This window comes from Sphingomonas sp. MJ1 (PH-R8) (assembly GCF_048058635.1).
Taxonomy (GTDB): Bacteria; Pseudomonadota; Alphaproteobacteria; order Sphingomonadales; family Sphingomonadaceae; genus Sphingomonas.
In genome coordinates, this window is sequence record NZ_JBBEFX010000005.1 from 31,013 (window position 1) to 46,229 (window position 15,217).

Consider the following 15,217-nt stretch of genomic DNA (forward strand, 5'->3'; position numbering starts at 1 on the left):
GGAGGCGTACGCATGGAAGAAGCCGAACAATCCCGCCAGACCGTCGTAGGGGCGGCGGACCAGATGATGCCCATCACCGTCACCCATCTGGTGGTGATCGCGGTCTTTGCGGCGATCATCGTCATCGCGATCCTGTGGGGAATGCGGCTTCGCGCCAAGCGCCGCGCCGCCGAGCGCGAGCTGGAAGCGATCGGACACAGTCGCCGCGAGGAACCTGGGGCGGCGGTCGCCGATCCGGACGCACCGGGCGCGGCCATCGCAGCCGAGCGCCGAGCGCCGGTGGAGCCGACCGACCTCCCCGCCCCCGCGCCGCAGCCTGTGCAGGAACCGCAGCACGCCGCTCCCGCGACCGCGCCGGCACCCGCCGAGCCGATCGCGTCCGCGGCACCGCCGGCACCTGCCGAGCCGCCGGCCGCAGCTGCACCGAGCGCGCCGCCTGCCAGCCCCGCCCCGGCACCCGCACCCGCACCCATCCCTGCTAACGCAGCAAGCGACCTCACCACGCTGAAGGGCCTGGGCCCCAAGGTGGCCGCGCAGCTCGCCGAGATGGGGATCACGAGCATCGCCGACCTGGCCGCGCTCAGCCCGGCCGAGGCCGACCGGATCGATGCGTCGCTCGGCACCTTCCAGGGCCGGATGGCGCGGGACCGCTGGGTCGAGCAGGCGCAGCTGCTCGCGGCGGGCGACCGCGCCGGCTATGAAGCGAAGTTCGGCAAGCTCGGCTGAACTCTTGAAGCCGCCGCGGTTCAGGCCGCGGCGGACACCAGCAGCTTGTCGATCTTGCGCCCGTCCATGTCGACGATTTCGAAGCGCCAGCCCTGCTCGAGGAAGTGCTCGCCCTCCTCGGGCAGGTGCTTGAGGATCGCAAGCGCGAGACCCGCGACCGTCGCATAGTCGCGATCCTCGGGCAGCTCGATCCCCAGCCGCTCGGCCAGCGCGTCGGCCGAGAGCTGGCCGGAAACCAGCAGGGTGCCGTCCTCCCGCGCGATGACGTTGGGCGTATCACCCGGCTCGGCGTCGGATGCGAACTCGCCGGCGATCGCCTTGAGCAGGTCGGCAGGCGTCACCAGCCCTTCAAAATGACCGTATTCGTCGTGGACCAGGCCCATCGGCACATCGGCACCGCGCAGCGCCGTGAGCGCGTCCATCGCATCGACCTGGTCGGGCAGCACCGGCGCGACATGCATCAGGCGGCGCAGGTCCAGCGCCTCGCCGCGCATGGTCGCCGCAACGATGTCCCGCGCCTGCACCACGCCCACGACCTTGTCGATCGATCCTTCGGCGACGGGCAAGCGGGTGTGCGGCGTATCGGCAAGGGCGGCGCGCAGCTTCTCCGGCTCCAGGTCCAGGTCGAGCCAGTCGACGTCGGTTCGCGGCGTCATGATCTCCCGCACCGGCCGGTCTGCCAGCCGCACCACGCCGGAAATGATCGAGCGCTCATGCTCCTCGATCACGCCGGACTTGGTCGCCTCCGCCACGAGCAGCTGCAGTTCCTCGGCGGTGACGCGGTTCTCCGTCTCGCGATCGAGGCGCAGCAGCCGGAAGACGAGGCCGGTCGTCGTGTCGAGCAGCCAGACCAGCGGGGCGGTCAGCTTCGACAGCCAGTGCATCGGCAATGCGACGATGGCGGCGATCGGCTCGGGCGACCGAAGCGCGAACTGCTTGGGCACCAGTTCGCCGATCACCAGCGAGGCATAGGTGGTGAGCCCGATCACGATCGCGAAGCCCGCCGTCTCTCCGGTCTCCGGCGCGAGGCCGAGCCAGGCGCTCAGCCGCTCGCCGACGGGACCACCCAGGCTCGCGCCCGAATAGGCACCGGCGACGATGCCGATCAGGGTGATGCCGATCTGGACGGTGGACAGGAACTTGCCCGGATCGCTCGCCAGCCGCATCGCGGTGGCCGCTCCCCTGCCGCCGGCGCGGGCCAGCGCCTCCAGCCGGGCGGGCCGTGCGGACACGATCGCGAGTTCGGACATGGCGAAGACGCCGTTCAGGAGGACCAGCGCGAGAATGATCGCGACGTCGATCCACGGAAATGGGGTGAACTGGGTCATTGTTCTGCCCAACGCTTAGCCGCAATGGTGCGGCCCCGACAACCGCATCCTCAGGCTTTCGGTCAGCCAGCGTTCAAATCGCGTGCGGAACAATCCTGTCGGGGTCGGTGTTCACCGAAACAAGATCAAATCACGAAATTGCAGACGGAGGAGCATGATGCGGAGTGTGTCGAAGCTGATGTTGGCAGGCGCGCTGGGCACGATGACGCTGACCAGCGCGTGCGTGACGGACCCGGAAACCGGCCAGCGCACGATTTCGAAGGCAGCGATCGGCGGTGTCGGCGGTGTGCTCGGCGGCTATCTGCTGGGCGACCTCGTCGGCGGACACAACGACCGCACCGAAAAGATCGTCGGCGCGGGCCTGGGCGGCATCGCAGGGGCTGCGATCGGCAACTACATGGACCGCCAGGAGCGCGAGCTGCGCCAGCGCACCGCCGGCACCGACGTGCAGGTGGTCCGCCAGGGCGACGACCTGCTGCTGAACATGCCGTCCGGCATCACCTTCGCCTATGACAGCGCCACCGTGCAGCCGCAGTTCCAGCCGACGCTGGACCAGGTCGCCGATGTGCTGGCGCAATATAACCAGACCTATATCGACGTGTATGGCCACACCGATTCGAATGGGTCGGACGCGTACAACCAGACGCTGTCGGAGCGCCGCGCCTCGGCCGTCGCCGGCTATTTGACGACCCATGGCGTGCAGAGCGCGCGAATCGGCACCCGCGGCTTCGGCGAGACCCAGCCGATCGCCAGCAACGACACCGACGCCGGCCGCGCCGCGAATCGGCGCGTCGAGATCAAGATCGTGCCGATCAACCAGGACGAGGTCCGCTAAGGCGGGCCGTCCCCGGTAGTTCCAGCTCCTGCTTTCGCAGGAGCGCAGTGATTGCGAAGCGCTCGTCGAGGTTCGGCGGGCGTTTTGCTGTGCCGCCTCTCCCGACGTTAACACGGAGTGCGAGGATCCCGGCCTGCCCCGCGTCGCTAGCGCCGGTCCGCAAAGAAATCGCGCAGCAGCGCCGCGCCTTCGCGCTCGCCGATGCCCGGATAGATTTCCGGCCGGTGGTGGCAGGTCGGTTGCGCGAAGAAGCGCGGACCGTGTTCCACGGCCCCGCCCTTCGGATCGGATGCCGCGTAATATACCCGCGCGATTCGGGCGTGCGCGATGGCGCCGGCGCACATCGCGCAGGGCTCCAGCGTCACCCACAGGTCGCAATCCTCCAGCCGCTCGCGCCCGAGCGCCGCCGCGGCGGCGCGAATCACCCGCATCTCGGCGTGCGCGGTCGGGTCGCAGAGCGTGCGGGGGGCGTTGCCGGCGACCGCCAGCACGCGTCCGTTCTGGAGCAGCGCGGCGCCCACCGGCACCTCGCCCGCGTCCGCAGCGGCGCGCGCCGCGTCGAGCGCCAGGCGCATGGGTTCGGGAAGCGGAAAGGCCATGGCCGCGTCATGGCCCGGCCGGGCGCCTTACACCAGCAGCCAGGCCACGAGGCCCCGGCCGCTGCGTGGAACAGGCTCGGCGGTTACTGCGCCGCCTGGGTGTTGTCGGCGCGCTGAATGTCGAGGGTCGGCACCTGCACGGTGCGGTTCTCGGTTCCGACATCGACGCGGCCCACGTCCGCTTCGAACTTGGGCGCCTGGACGGCGGCGGGACGGACCATGTCGATGCTGACCAGGCCGAGCATCATCGCGCCGATCAGCAGCAGGACGACGAGGCCGAGGATGAAGAGGATCGCGCGCATGAAGGGATTCCCCGGTTGCCAAAAGGATTCGCTGCCGGAATAACGCGCGCAGGCGGCGGGCGGTTGCACGCTGCGCAACGTCAGTCCGCGGTGGCGCGGTTGACGCGGCGCGCCTCTGCCGTTACTAGCGCCGACTTTCCCGGGGCAGTTGCCCCGACCATTGCCGTAACCAGGAACCAACGCATGTCGCGCATTTGCGAGCTGACCGGCAAGGGCCGGCAGGTGGGTAACAACGTTTCCCACGCCAACAACAAGACCAAGCGTACCTTTCTGCCGAACCTGCAGAACGTGACGCTTCTTTCGGACGCGCTGGAGCGCGGCGTGAAGCTGCGCGTGTCGACGCACGGCCTGCGCTCGGTCGAGCATGTCGGCGGCCTGGACAACTGGCTGCTCAAGACCCGCGACACCGACCTGTCGCTGCGCGTTCGTCGCCTGAAGCGCGAGATCGCCAAGAAGATCGCCACCACCACCGAGGCGGCGGCCTGATTTAGCTGCCTGTCCCCTTCGGGCGGACGGGCGGCCTGATCCTGCTACCTTCCGCCTGCGGGCGGAAGGTCCAGCCGGAACTTCAAGAGCAGCGACTGCTCGATCCACATCTGGTTGTCGTCGGACGCGAGCCACAGGATGGTCGCGTCTTTTTCATGCGTGACTGCCAGCGCCTCGTAATTGTCGTGGATCACGTCGTCCGCCAGCCGGGCGATCTCCCGCCCCTGCACTATTGCCCCCGGCCGAATCGCCTCCGGTTCGATGACGGAGAGGATGGCGGTGAACCCCTTCCGCAGCGACGCCGCACGATGCAGCATAAGCAGCCGTCCGTCGGCGAGCTCCACCACGTCCGTGGGCGCATAGCCTTTGGGCGGCAGGTAGCGGAAGTGAAAGCCCCGGTCCGGGTGCACCGTCGGGTCACCTGCGAATCGGATCGCGTCGAAGCCGATCTCCCGCCGTTTCCGGTTGCGGGCGCCTTCGCTGAACACCAGAAACGCGCCGGATCGCAGGCGCACCATCGCTTCCGGCCCGCTGGCGTTGGGCCACTTGGCCATCGCCCTTGGGCGGACGTGTCGCTCCGCGGCGCGGAAATCGGCCGAGTAGCGCCAGATCGCGTTCGCGCGCTCGAAGCCTACCCACAGGCGTCCCGTCGCCGGATCCACCGCAAGCGATTCGCTGTCGCGGTCGCGCTTTTCCCAGCCGGTGCCGGGACCGCCGGGAAGCGACAGGAACTCGGGCTCCGTGACCTGCCAGTCGGCCCCCATGCGAAAGCGAACGACCGATCCGAAGTCGCTGAGGAGCGTGAACCGATCTCCCTCGATGCGAAGCGCGGAGAAGCCGCCGAAGGCGCGGTCGCGGCTGGTGAGCTGGACGCCGCCCAGATAGGTGAGCGCCCCCACCCGGCGATCCTGCGGGTCGCCCGCCCGCAGCGGCACTTGCCGCGCCGTCACGTTCGGGTGCTTGCCCAGGATCTGGCGGGGAATGGTGCCGGTCCAACTCGGCACCAACGCCAGCGTCAGGAGCACCACGGAAGCGATACGCATGCGTCGGCCTTAAGCGGCGATTCGGCATCGCGACAGCCGTTTCGCGCATGAACCTCCGATAACGAGCGCATTCAGGCTCGGCTCAAGGCGACTCGGCCAAAAGGGCTTCATCGACGACGGGCAATCCCGCCGCTGACGGAAAAGTTCGAGTTGGGAGACGACCGATGTTCAAGAAGCTTTCTCTCGCAGGCGCCGCCCTCGCCATGGGCTTCACCGCGCTGGTTCCCACCGCTCCGGCGGTCGCGCAGAGCCGCCACTATTACGGTGACCGCCATTATGATCGCGGCTATGACCGTGGCTACGACCGCCGCTATGACCGCGGGTACGATCGCCGCAGCTATCGCGGCAATGACCGCCGCTACTACAACAACCGCAACTATCGTCGCTGCGACAATGGCGACGGCGGCACGGTGATCGGCGCGGTCGCAGGCGGCCTGCTGGGTAACCAGGTTGCGGGTCGCGGAGACCGCCTGCTCGGCACGGTGCTGGGTGGTGCAGTCGGCGCGGTTGCCGGTCGTGCGATCGACCGTTCGGACAGCCCGCGTCGCTGCCGCTAACGGATTTCGCTCCCCTGTAGCGCATCGGGAGCCGGGGCCGGTCCAGCGATGGACCGGCCCTTTTTCGTTCTGGCCGTAAAAGGGCGGGAGGAAGCCCGCCCCCGGATCAGTACATGTGCTGGCCGCCGTTGATCGACAGCGTCGAGCCGGTGATGAAGCCGCCGTCCTCGGCGCAGAGGAAGGCGACCGCGCGCGCGATCTCATGCGCCTGGCCGAGGCGCCCGACCGGGATCTTGGCGACGATCTTTTCCAGCACGTCCGCCGGAACCGCCGCCACCATCTCGGTATCGATATAGCCCGGCGCGATCGCGTTTACGGTCACGCCGAAGCGCGCCCCTTCCTGCGCCAGCGCCTTGGTGAAGCCGTGGATGCCCGACTTCGCCGCCGCATAGTTGACCTGGCCGTACTGGCCGGCCTGGCCGTTGATCGAGCCGATGTTGACGATGCGGCCCCATTTGCGCTCCCGCATGCCGGGGAACACCGCCTTCGCCATGTTGAAGCAGCCGCCCAAATTGGTGCGGATCACCTCGTCCCACATCTGGGCCGTCATCTTCAGGATGGTGCCGTCGCGGGTGATGCCGGCGTTGTTGATGACGACGTCGACCGGCCCCAGCGCCGCCTCGACCTCGGCGACGCCCTGCTGGCAGGCGTCATAGTCGCTCACGTCCCAGCGGAACGCGGAGATGCCGGTACGCTCGGTGAACGCCTTCGCTTTTTCCTCATTGCCGGCATAGTTGGCGGCGACGGTCATGCCCGCTTCCTTGAGCGCCAGGCTGATCGCCTCGCCGATGCCGCGCGTGCCACCGGTTACAATCGCTACCCGTGCCATGACCTTGCTCTCCATCCGAGTTGCGGGCGCCAAAAAGAGGCCGCCCGCTTCCCCGTCAGGCTAGGCGGCGGGCAGCCAGCCTGCAAGCTCCGCTGCAAGGATGCTGCGCAGCATCCGCAAGCCGACAGGCTCGGCGTTGAGGCACGGGAGGTAGGCGAAATCGGTGCCGCCCGCCTCTTCGAACGTCTCGCGTCCGCGGATCGCCAGTTCCTCCAGCGTCTCCACGCAATCGGCCGAGAAGCCGGGAGCGACGATCGCCACCCGCCGCTTGCCGGCCTGGGCGAGCGCCGCCAGCGTGTCGTCGGTCGCCGGCCCCAGCCACTTGGCCCGGCCGAAGCGCGACTGGAACGCGACCACCAGTTCAGTCCCCAGCGCATCCGAGAGGAGCCGGCCGGTCTTCTGGCAGTGGCAGTGATAGGGATCGCCCAGTTCCAGCGTCCGCTGCGGCATGCCGTGGAAGCTGGCGACGATCGCGTCGGGGGTGAAGGAAAGCTTCGCCAGATCCTCCCGCACCGTCTGTGCGAGCGCGTCGATATAGGCGGGATGATCGTGATAGGGCGGCAGGGTGCGGATCGCCGGCTGCCAGCGCATCCCTGCGAGCGCGGCAAACGCCTTGTCGTTGGCCGTCGCGGTCGTTGCTGCGCAATATTGCGGGTAGAGGGGCGCGAGCAGGATGCGCTCGCACCCCGCGGCCTTCATCGCGCGCAGCCGCTCGCCGATCGCCGGATTGCCGTAGCGCATGCCCCAGTCGACCAGCACCTCGGGGCCGAACGCGTCCTTCAGTCCCTCCGCCTGCGCGCGGGTGACGGCGGCGAGCGGCGAGCCTTTCTCCGTCCACACCTGGCTATAGGCGTGCGCGGATTTCTTCGGCCGGGTGTTCAGGATGATGCCGCGCAGGATCGGCTGCCACGCGATCGCCGGCAGTTCCACCACCCGCCGGTCCGACAGGAACTCGCCCAGGTAGCGTTTGACCGCCCGCGGCTCGGGCGCGTCGGGCGTGCCGAGATTGATCAGCAGGACGCCGACCCGGGGCTGGGGAATGGCGGGATGATCGGCGGGCGGCGTCATTCTTCCTCCGGTAGCAGCGGAAGGCGGCGGAGGCGAACGCCGGTTGCGGCCATCACGGCGTTGGCGATGGCGGGTGCGACCGGCGGCACCGCGAGCTCGCTCACCCCGCCCGGATCCGCATCGCTGCGGATCAGTTCCACCGACACCTCGGGCGTGTCGACGAGCCGCGGCAGGTTCATCGCTCCGAAACCGCGCACATCGGCGAGGTTGTCGGTGAAGCCGGTGGCGGCGCCGAGCGCCGCGGCCATTCCGAACATCAGCCCGCCCTCGATCTGCTGGAGCACGAGGTCCGGGTTGATCTGCCGCCCGCAATCCACCGCCGCGACCAGCCGATCGACCTTCACCCGCTGGTCTGCGCCCATCCGCGCCTCCGCCATCACCGCGATGAAGGAGCCGCGCATCTGGTGGCAGGCGAGCCCCTGGCCGCTGCCGGGGATCCCGCCCTGCCATCCGCCGAGCGTCGCGACGGTGGAGAGGCACCGCGCCAGTCGCGGGTTGCCGCCGAGCATGGCGATGCGGAAGGAATGCGCCTCGATACCTGCCACATGGGCGAGCTCGTCGATGAAGCACTCGTTGAAGAAGGCGGTGTAGCTGTGTGCACCCGAGCGCCAGTAGCCGACCGGCACGCCGATCTCGGCCGGGTGGTGGTCCACGGCGAGCGCGGGGATCGCATAGGCCGGCACGGCCCCCTCCACGGCCAGCGTGTCGCCGCCCTGCGGCAACAGCATGGCCGCGCGGGCGGTGGTGTCGTCGACAAGCAGGCGCTGGGCAAGCGCGTGACCGACCGCGGGGGCCGCGATCTTGCACAGCCAGCCGGCCACCCCGCCCCCCTTTGCCAGCCGCGCCGTCATGCGGGCGGCTGCCGGCGGACGGTAGCGATCGTGGAGGCAGGTTTCGCTGCGCGACCAGGTCAGCTGCACGGGCTTTTCCAGGCGCCGGGCCAGCAGCGCCGCCTGCTCGGCGACCTGATGCTCGAGGTTCGCGCCGAAGCTGCCGCCGGCGATCGTCGGGTGCAGCACGACGCGCTCCTCGCCGATGCCGAGCGTCCGCGCCGCCGCGGCGCGTGCGAGCGCCGGCGCCTGGGTGGGCATCCACAGCGTCAGCCGCCCGTCCCGCCAGGCCGCGGTGGCGGTGGTCGGCTCGATCGCGGCATGCAGCGCCGCCCCCACGCGATAGTCGGCGGTGACGACCTGTGCGTCCTTGAAGGTCGCGGCGAGATCGCCGGCGCGGGTCATGCGGGTGCCCTCCCCATCGAGGGCCGCATCGAGGGCGGCCTCGATCGACTCGCTGTCCACCAGCCGGCTGCGCGTCTCGAATCGGGGGGCGAGCGCATCGAGCGCAGCATTGGCGGCCCACCAGGTCTCTCCGACGGCGGCGACCCAGTTCGGGTTCTCCACCACCGCGGAGACGCCGCGCACGCGATCGGCGGCCGCACGGTCCACGCGTACCAGCCGGCTGTCGCCGATCGGCCCCTGGCGGATGGCCGCGAACACCATGCCGGGCAGACGAATGTCGCCCGCGAAATTGGCGCTGCCGTCGACCTTGGCGGGCGCGTCGAGGCGGGGCAGCGACTCTCCGGTCAGCCGCTTCTCCTCGCCGGTGCGCAGCGGCAGGTCGCCGCTCGGCAGCCGCTCGTCGGCCGCATCCGCCGCAAGCGCGCCGAACCGCCCACGCTGCCCGCCGGCGATTACGAAACCGTCGAGCGTGGCGCAGCTGTGCCAGTCCACGTCCCAGCGCCGCGCCGCCGCCTTGCACAGCAGGATGCGGGCAGCGGCGCCGGCCCTGCGCAATTCGCCCTCGAACGCGCGGACGGACGTGGACGCGGCGGTGAGCATCAGCGTCTGCGCCTCGGCGTGGCGGCTGCGCACCCGTTCGGGCAGGTCGCCCAGCGCGTCCTCGAACAGCACCGATGCCGCGAGCCGGTTGGCATAAAGCGGGTTGATCGGTGCCGGCTCGACCGCGACGGTGCGCCAGTCCGCGCCCAGCTCGTCGGCAACGATCTGCGGCAGCGCGGTGAACACCCCCTGCCCCAGTTCCGCCTGCGGCACCGCGACGGTCACCTGGCCGTCCGCACCGATCTTGATCCAGGGGCCGAAGATCGTCTCCCCCTCGGCCGCCGTCAGGTTGACGGCGTGGTCGCGTGGCCAAAGCGCCCAGCCGACCACCAGCCCCACCCCCGCCGCGCCGCCGACCAGCAGCCTGCGCCGGCTCAATCCCGTTGCCGAAGGGGCCGCGCGCGGCACTGCATCCAAAGCCATGGCCGCCGCTCTATCGCCCGGCGACAGCCGGCGCCAGCCGGCCTGCGCTTCCGCGCTTGGGTTTTCGGGGCGAGCGGCGTACCAGCAGCGCAAAGACTTCCGGAGCCTTCGACTTGATCCTTTCGACGCTTGCCGCCGCCGGCGGCCACATCCGGTTCGACCAGCTGGGGCTCGATCCCGTGGCGCTCGACCTCGGCTTCTTCACGTTGAAATGGTATTCGCTCGCCTATCTGGCCGGCATCCTGGTCGGCTGGTGGTACCTGCTGAAGCTGCTCGCGCAGCCGGGCGCCCCGATGGCGCGCCGCCATGCCGACGACATGGTCTTCTATGCGACGCTGGGCATCATCCTGGGCGGGCGCATCGGCTATGTGCTGTTCTATGGCGAGGACATGTGGTCCGATCCTTGGCGGATCCTGCGCCTGTGGGACGGCGGCATGTCGTTCCACGGCGGCGTGGTGGGCACGTCGATCGGCATCCTGCTGATGGCGCGCAAGCACAAGCTCAACTGGCTGCGCATCCACGACTATGTCGCGTGCTGTGCACCCTTCGGCCTGTTCTTCGGCCGGCTCGCCAATTTCGTGAACGGCGAACTGTGGGGCAAGGCGACCGACGTGCCCTGGGGCATCGTGTTTCCGAACACCGTCGCCGGCGGCCTCGATCCGGCGCGCCATCCCAGCCAGCTCTATGAGGCCGGCCTTGAGGGCATCCTCCTCGGTGCCCTCCTCTGGTTCCTCTTCTGGCGCACCAACGCCCGCTACCAACCCGGCAAGCTCGTCGGCTGGTTCCTGCTCGGCTACGGCCTCAGCCGCTTCTTCGTCGAGTTCTTCCGCGAGGCCGACGAGCAGCTGATGGAATTCGCGCGGCAGACCGGGCTGCACATGGGCCAGTGGCTGACGCTGCCGATGATCGCGGGCGGCATCTACCTGATCGTGACGGCCAATCGCCGCCGCCAGCGGATCGAGCCGATCGCGGGGTCGGAGAGCGTGGCTTGAGCGAGGGGTCGCTCCCCGACCGGCTCGCCCGCGCGATTACGCTCGGCGGGCCGATCCCGCTGTCGCAGTTCATGGGCGCGGCCAACGCCCATTATTACAACAGCCGCGACCCGCTGGGCGCGCGCGGCGACTTCACGACCGCGCCCGAGGTCAGCCAGATGTTCGGCGAACTGGTGGGGCTGGCGCTTGCCGACGCCTGGCACCGCGCCGGGCGGCCGCCGGCCCGCTATGTCGAGCTCGGGCCGGGCCGGGGAACGCTCGCGGCCGACGCGCTGCGGGCGATGGCGAGCGCAGGGCTCAAGCCGCAGGTGCACTTCATCGAGACGAGCGCCACGCTGCGCGCCGCGCAGAAGGAGCGCGTGCCCGACGCCGAATGGCACGTCGACCTGGTCGGGGTTCCCGACGACGGCGCGTTGCTGGTGGTGGCAAACGAGTTCTTCGACGCCCTTCCCATCCGGCAACTCATCAAGACCGCGGAAGGCTGGCGCGAGCGGCTGGTCGCCTGCCAGGACACGCTGTTCCTGCCGATCGCCGGCACCACCGGCTTCGACCCGATCGTGCCGGAAGGGCTGCGCGACGCACCCCCGGGCTCGATCCTGGAAACCGCGCCCGCCGCCGTCGCGGTGATGCGCCAGCTCGCCAAGCGGCTGGTGGCGCAGGGCGGCACCGCGCTGGTGATCGACTATGGCTACACGGGACCCGCGATCGGCGACTCGCTGCAGGCGGTGCGCGAGCATCAATTCGCCAATCCGTTCGACACGCCTGGCGAGGTGGACCTCACCGCCCATGTCGACTTCGGGACATTGCTGGAGGCCGCACGGGTCGAGGACGCCAAGGGCTATGGCCCGCTCGAACAGGGCTTCTGGCTGACCGCGCTCGGCATCGACGCGCGGGTGGCGACGCTCGCCCTCGCCAGCCCGGAGCGCGCGCAGCAGATCGCCGACGATCGCCAGCGGCTGGTCGCGCCCGACAAGATGGGCGAGCTGTTCAAGGCGATCGCCGTCACCGCGCCCGACTGGCCGGCGCCGGCGGGGTTCGCATGATCCTGCGCGACGCCGTGCCGGCGGACGGGCCGGCGCTGTCGGAGATGGCGAAGCGCTGCTACTGCGACACCTTCGGCACGCTCTACCGCGCGTCGGACCTCGCGGCATTCCTCGACAGCACCTTCGGCGAGAACGGCCTGCCCTCGCACCTGTCCGATCCGGCCTACAAGGTGCGGCTGGCCGAGGCGGAAGGCGGCGCGATCGCCGGCTTCGCCAAGCTCGGCCCGGTGGTGTTCCCGGGCGACTGGGGAGCGCGGACCGTAGAGCTGCACCAGCTCTACGTCCTGGGTCCCTGGCAGGGGGAAGGCGTGGCGCCAGCGCTGATGGACTGGGCGCTCGCCACCGCCCGCGCCCAGGGTGCCGACCGGCTGGTGCTGAGCGTCTATGTCGACAACCATCGCGCGCAGCGCTTCTACGCGCGCTACGGCTTCGTCGAGGTCGGGCGATATGAATTCGTTGTCGGCGAGCAGGTCGACGACGACCGCATCTGGAGCCTGGACCTGTGAGCAATCCCGAAGTGATCCGCGCCGCCACGCTGGCAGGCGTGCCGCACGGCTTCCTCGGCCGCCGCGGTGGCGTGTCGAGCGGCATCCATGCCGGGCTGAACGTCGGGCTGGGCTCCGAAGACACCGCCGAAGTGGTGGCGGAGAACCGTCGCCGCGCAACCGAGGCCGTGCTGCCGGGAGCGCAGCTGGTGACGCTGTTCCAGGTCCATTCCGCCGACGCGGTCGTGGTGACGCAGCCGTTCGAGCAAGCCCTGCGCCCGCACGCCGACGCGCTGGTGACGGACCGGCCGGGCCTCGCCCTCGGCATTCTCACTGCCGACTGCGCGCCGGTGCTGCTCGCCGACCGTAAAGCGGGCGTCGTCGGGGCTGCGCATGCGGGTTGGAAGGGCGCGATCGGCGGTGTCACCGACTCGACGCTCGCTGCGATGGAACAGCTGGGCGCCAGGCGGGAGCGGATCGCTGCTGCAGTCGGTCCCTGCATCGCGCGCGCCAGCTATGAGGTGGATGCCGACTTCGTTCGCCGCTTCGCCGAAGCCGATCCGGAGAACGAACGCTTCTTCACCGACACGCGAGAAGGCCACGCCCAATTCGACCTGGAGGCCTATGTCGTCCACCGGCTCGCAAGCGCCGGCGTGCGCCGGATCGAGGCGCTGGGGCTCGACACCTATGCCGATCCGGAACGGTTCTTCAGCTACCGCCGCGCGACCCATCGCGGCGAGCCCGATTACGGACGGCAGATCGCGATCATCGGGCTGGAGTGAGGCTACCCTCCAGACCGGATCGACATACAGCTACCCGTTTGTCTCGAGTAGGGATCGAGCCTGTCGAGAGCCCGTATCGAGAGAGCCACAACGGCCGACCTCCCGATACGCCGTCTCGACAAGCTCGACGGCTACTCGAGGCGAACGGGTGGGGAGCGGCGTTGGTGATGAACGCAGCCGCGCCGCCCCTTCTTCCTCATGCCAGCTAAGGTCGGCATCCATTCGCGCTGCCGAAAGGCCCCTCACCCGCCGCCGATCCCCTCGATCACCTTGCCGGTGCCCTCGCACTCCGGGCATTCGGCGCCGTCGATCCGCCCGCTGCCGCTGCAGCGCGGGCAGAGGTTCTCGCCGGTGCCGGGCGTACCGGGTGCGGCGTCATCACCGGGCGACAGGGGTTGTTCGGCCATGGCATGCTCCTCTTCCTCACGCGTCGAAACGCACCGGAACGGCCGACGCTCCCGGCGCACCAAGCGTGATCGCGGCTCGACAGCGGCGGCGCGCGGCGGCATCAGGCGGGCATGTCCCCTCGTTTCGACTTCACCATCCACGCGACCGACGGCCGCGCCCGCACCGGCGAGATCGCGATGCGCCGCGGCACCATCCGCACCCCCGCCTTCATGCCGGTCGGCACCGCCGCCACCGTCAAGGCCGTGAAACCCGCCGACGTGCGCGCCTCGGGCGCCGACATCCTGCTCGGCAACACCTATCACCTGATGCTGCGCCCGGGCGCCGAGCGCGTGCACCGGCTGGGCGGCCTCCACGGCTTCATGGGCTGGGACCGGCCGATCCTGACCGACAGCGGCGGCTATCAGGTGATGAGCCTGTCCGAGCTCACCAAGCGCTCCGAAGACGGCGTCGAATTCAAGAGCCACCTCGACGGCTCGCGCCACCTGCTCAGCCCCGAACGCTCGATGGAGATCCAGCGGCTGCTCGGGTCCGACATCGTCATGGCGTTCGATGAGCTGGTGCCGACCACCGCCACCCGCGACGTCCAGGCGCGCGCGATGGAGCGCTCGATGCGCTGGGCGAAGCGCAGCCGCGACGGCTTCGATTCGGGCGGCGCCCACGCCGAGGGTGCGGCGCTGTTCGGCATCCAACAGGGCGCGCTCGATCAGGAGTTGCGCCGCGAGTCGGCCGATGCGCTGAAGGACATCGGCTTCGACGGCTATGCGATCGGCGGCCTCGCGGTCGGCGAGGGCCAGGAGGCGATGTTCGGCGTGCTCGACTACGCCCCCGGACAGCTCGATCCCGCCAAGCCCCGCTACCTGATGGGCGTCGGCAAGCCCGACGACATCGTCGGCGCGGTCGAGCGCGGGGTCGACATGTTCGACTGCGTGCTGCCCACCCGTTCGGGTCGCACCGGCCAGGCGTTCACCCGCACCGGCCCGATCAACATCCGCAACGCGCGCTTTGCCGAGGACACCGGGCCGCTCGATCCCGAATGCCCCTGCCCCAGCTGCACCGGGTGGAGCCGCGCCTACATTCATCATCTGGTCCGCGCGGGCGAGATCCTGGGGGCGATGCTGATGACCGAACATAACTTGTGGTTCTACCAGCGGCTGATGGCGGATCTGCGCGCGGCAATTGCGGCGGGCAGCTTATCCATGTTCGCCAACGACTTCCGGACGCGCTATTCCAGTCGCGGATGATCGTACTCGGAGAAGAGCAATGACCGACACGCACCCGATCAACGAAGTCGAGGCCGCCTGCAAGGACGCCAAGCGCGTGCGCGAAGCCGCGGCCGAAACCGCCGATATCGAGCGGCCCAAGCGCTGGCCCGCCGTTCCGATCAGCATCGGCGTCGGCATCGGCTCGGCTGCGCTCACCGCTGCGCTGCTCTACGCAAACCGCTCCCGTACGAAGCGCTGACCCGCGCACCACAAG

At 69.7% G+C, this 15,217-nt stretch carries 18 protein-coding genes; 10 read left to right on the plus strand and 8 right to left on the minus strand.

Going from position 1 to position 15,217, the window contains the following annotated elements; translation table 11 throughout:
* Positions 1-12: 12 nt before the first annotated feature.
* Positions 13-726, plus strand: a complete 714-nt coding sequence (locus VPH46_RS06070; protein ID WP_416609696.1) for a hypothetical protein — start codon at positions 13-15, stop codon at positions 724-726.
* A gap of 20 nt (positions 727-746) precedes the next feature.
* Here VPH46_RS06070 and VPH46_RS06075 read toward each other — a convergent pair whose 3' ends face one another.
* Entirely contained in the window at positions 747-2,054 is a 1,308-nt protein-coding gene (locus VPH46_RS06075) for a hemolysin family protein (RefSeq protein WP_416609698.1), read from the minus strand.
* Between the two features lie 157 nt (positions 2,055-2,211).
* On the opposite strand from VPH46_RS06075, the gene VPH46_RS06080 reads away from it, so the two are divergent.
* On the plus strand, positions 2,212-2,889 hold the full coding sequence (locus VPH46_RS06080; RefSeq protein WP_239434988.1) for an OmpA family protein: 678 nt from the start codon (positions 2,212-2,214) through the stop codon (positions 2,887-2,889).
* A 146-nt stretch (positions 2,890-3,035) separates the two neighbouring features.
* Here VPH46_RS06080 and VPH46_RS06085 read toward each other — a convergent pair whose 3' ends face one another.
* Positions 3,036-3,464, minus strand: a complete 429-nt coding sequence (locus VPH46_RS06085) for a nucleoside deaminase (RefSeq protein WP_317894207.1) — start codon at positions 3,462-3,464, stop codon at positions 3,036-3,038.
* Between the two features lie 107 nt (positions 3,465-3,571).
* The gene (locus VPH46_RS06090) at positions 3,572-3,790 is read right to left on the minus strand and encodes a hypothetical protein (RefSeq protein WP_125962000.1); all 219 of its coding nucleotides are present in this window, start codon (positions 3,788-3,790) and stop codon (positions 3,572-3,574) included.
* Positions 3,791-3,973: 183 nt separating this feature from the next.
* Between VPH46_RS06090 and rpmB the strand changes: the two genes are divergently transcribed.
* Positions 3,974-4,276, plus strand: coding sequence for a 50S ribosomal protein L28 (rpmB, locus tag VPH46_RS06095; RefSeq protein ID WP_125961999.1), 303 nt, complete (start codon positions 3,974-3,976; stop codon positions 4,274-4,276).
* A 44-nt stretch (positions 4,277-4,320) separates the two neighbouring features.
* On the opposite strand, the gene VPH46_RS06100 is transcribed toward rpmB, so the two are convergent.
* Positions 4,321-5,319, minus strand: coding sequence for an esterase-like activity of phytase family protein (locus VPH46_RS06100; RefSeq protein WP_416609701.1), 999 nt, complete (start codon positions 5,317-5,319; stop codon positions 4,321-4,323).
* 164 nt (positions 5,320-5,483) lie between these two features.
* Here VPH46_RS06100 and VPH46_RS06105 point away from each other — a divergent pair, with 164 nt between their 5' ends.
* A complete protein-coding gene (locus VPH46_RS06105; protein WP_125961997.1) occupies positions 5,484-5,876 on the plus strand; it encodes a glycine zipper 2TM domain-containing protein in 393 nt (130 codons plus the stop codon).
* Between the two features lie 106 nt (positions 5,877-5,982).
* On the opposite strand, the gene phbB is transcribed toward VPH46_RS06105, so the two are convergent.
* From phbB to VPH46_RS06120, 3 genes are read right to left on the minus strand one after another with little or no spacing between them, the layout of a single operon-like run.
* Positions 5,983-6,705 (minus strand): acetoacetyl-CoA reductase, encoded by a 723-nt coding sequence (phbB, locus tag VPH46_RS06110; protein WP_416610021.1) that lies wholly within the window; start codon positions 6,703-6,705, stop codon positions 5,983-5,985.
* 60 nt (positions 6,706-6,765) lie between these two features.
* Positions 6,766-7,773 carry a ferrochelatase gene (hemH, locus tag VPH46_RS06115; RefSeq protein WP_416609703.1) on the minus strand — a complete coding sequence of 336 codons (1,008 nt, stop codon included), beginning with the start codon at positions 7,771-7,773 and terminating at the stop codon, positions 6,766-6,768.
* A complete protein-coding gene (locus VPH46_RS06120; protein ID WP_416609705.1) occupies positions 7,770-10,031 on the minus strand; it encodes a molybdopterin cofactor-binding domain-containing protein in 2,262 nt (753 codons plus the stop codon). Before VPH46_RS06120 ends, hemH begins: the two co-directional genes overlap by 4 nt.
* 113 nt (positions 10,032-10,144) lie before the next feature.
* Between VPH46_RS06120 and lgt the strand changes: the two genes are divergently transcribed.
* The 4 genes from lgt to pgeF are packed head-to-tail and all read left to right on the plus strand — an operon-like array spanning position 10,145 to position 13,333.
* Positions 10,145-11,023: a prolipoprotein diacylglyceryl transferase gene (gene lgt / locus VPH46_RS06125; RefSeq protein ID WP_132883187.1), complete on the plus strand. Its 879-nt coding sequence runs from the start codon at positions 10,145-10,147 to the stop codon at positions 11,021-11,023.
* A complete protein-coding gene (locus VPH46_RS06130; RefSeq protein ID WP_416609708.1) occupies positions 11,020-12,066 on the plus strand; it encodes a class I SAM-dependent methyltransferase in 1,047 nt (348 codons plus the stop codon). The genes lgt and VPH46_RS06130 overlap by 4 nt, the downstream gene beginning before the upstream one ends.
* Positions 12,063-12,572, plus strand: a complete 510-nt coding sequence (locus VPH46_RS06135) for a GNAT family N-acetyltransferase (protein WP_416609710.1) — start codon at positions 12,063-12,065, stop codon at positions 12,570-12,572. The genes VPH46_RS06130 and VPH46_RS06135 overlap by 4 nt, the downstream gene beginning before the upstream one ends.
* A complete protein-coding gene (pgeF, locus tag VPH46_RS06140) occupies positions 12,569-13,333 on the plus strand; it encodes a peptidoglycan editing factor PgeF (protein ID WP_416609712.1) in 765 nt (254 codons plus the stop codon). Before VPH46_RS06135 ends, pgeF begins: the two co-directional genes overlap by 4 nt.
* Before the next feature lie 242 nt (positions 13,334-13,575).
* On the opposite strand, the gene VPH46_RS06145 is transcribed toward pgeF, so the two are convergent.
* Positions 13,576-13,740, minus strand: coding sequence for a hypothetical protein (locus VPH46_RS06145; protein ID WP_317894195.1), 165 nt, complete (start codon positions 13,738-13,740; stop codon positions 13,576-13,578).
* 111 nt (positions 13,741-13,851) lie between these two features.
* On the opposite strand from VPH46_RS06145, the gene tgt reads away from it, so the two are divergent.
* Positions 13,852-14,982: a tRNA guanosine(34) transglycosylase Tgt gene (tgt, locus tag VPH46_RS06150; protein ID WP_416609714.1), complete on the plus strand. Its 1,131-nt coding sequence runs from the start codon at positions 13,852-13,854 to the stop codon at positions 14,980-14,982.
* Between the two features lie 19 nt (positions 14,983-15,001).
* Positions 15,002-15,202 carry a hypothetical protein gene (locus tag VPH46_RS06155; protein WP_125961989.1) on the plus strand — a complete coding sequence of 67 codons (201 nt, stop codon included), beginning with the start codon at positions 15,002-15,004 and terminating at the stop codon, positions 15,200-15,202.
* The last annotated feature ends 15 nt before the right edge of the window (positions 15,203-15,217 follow it).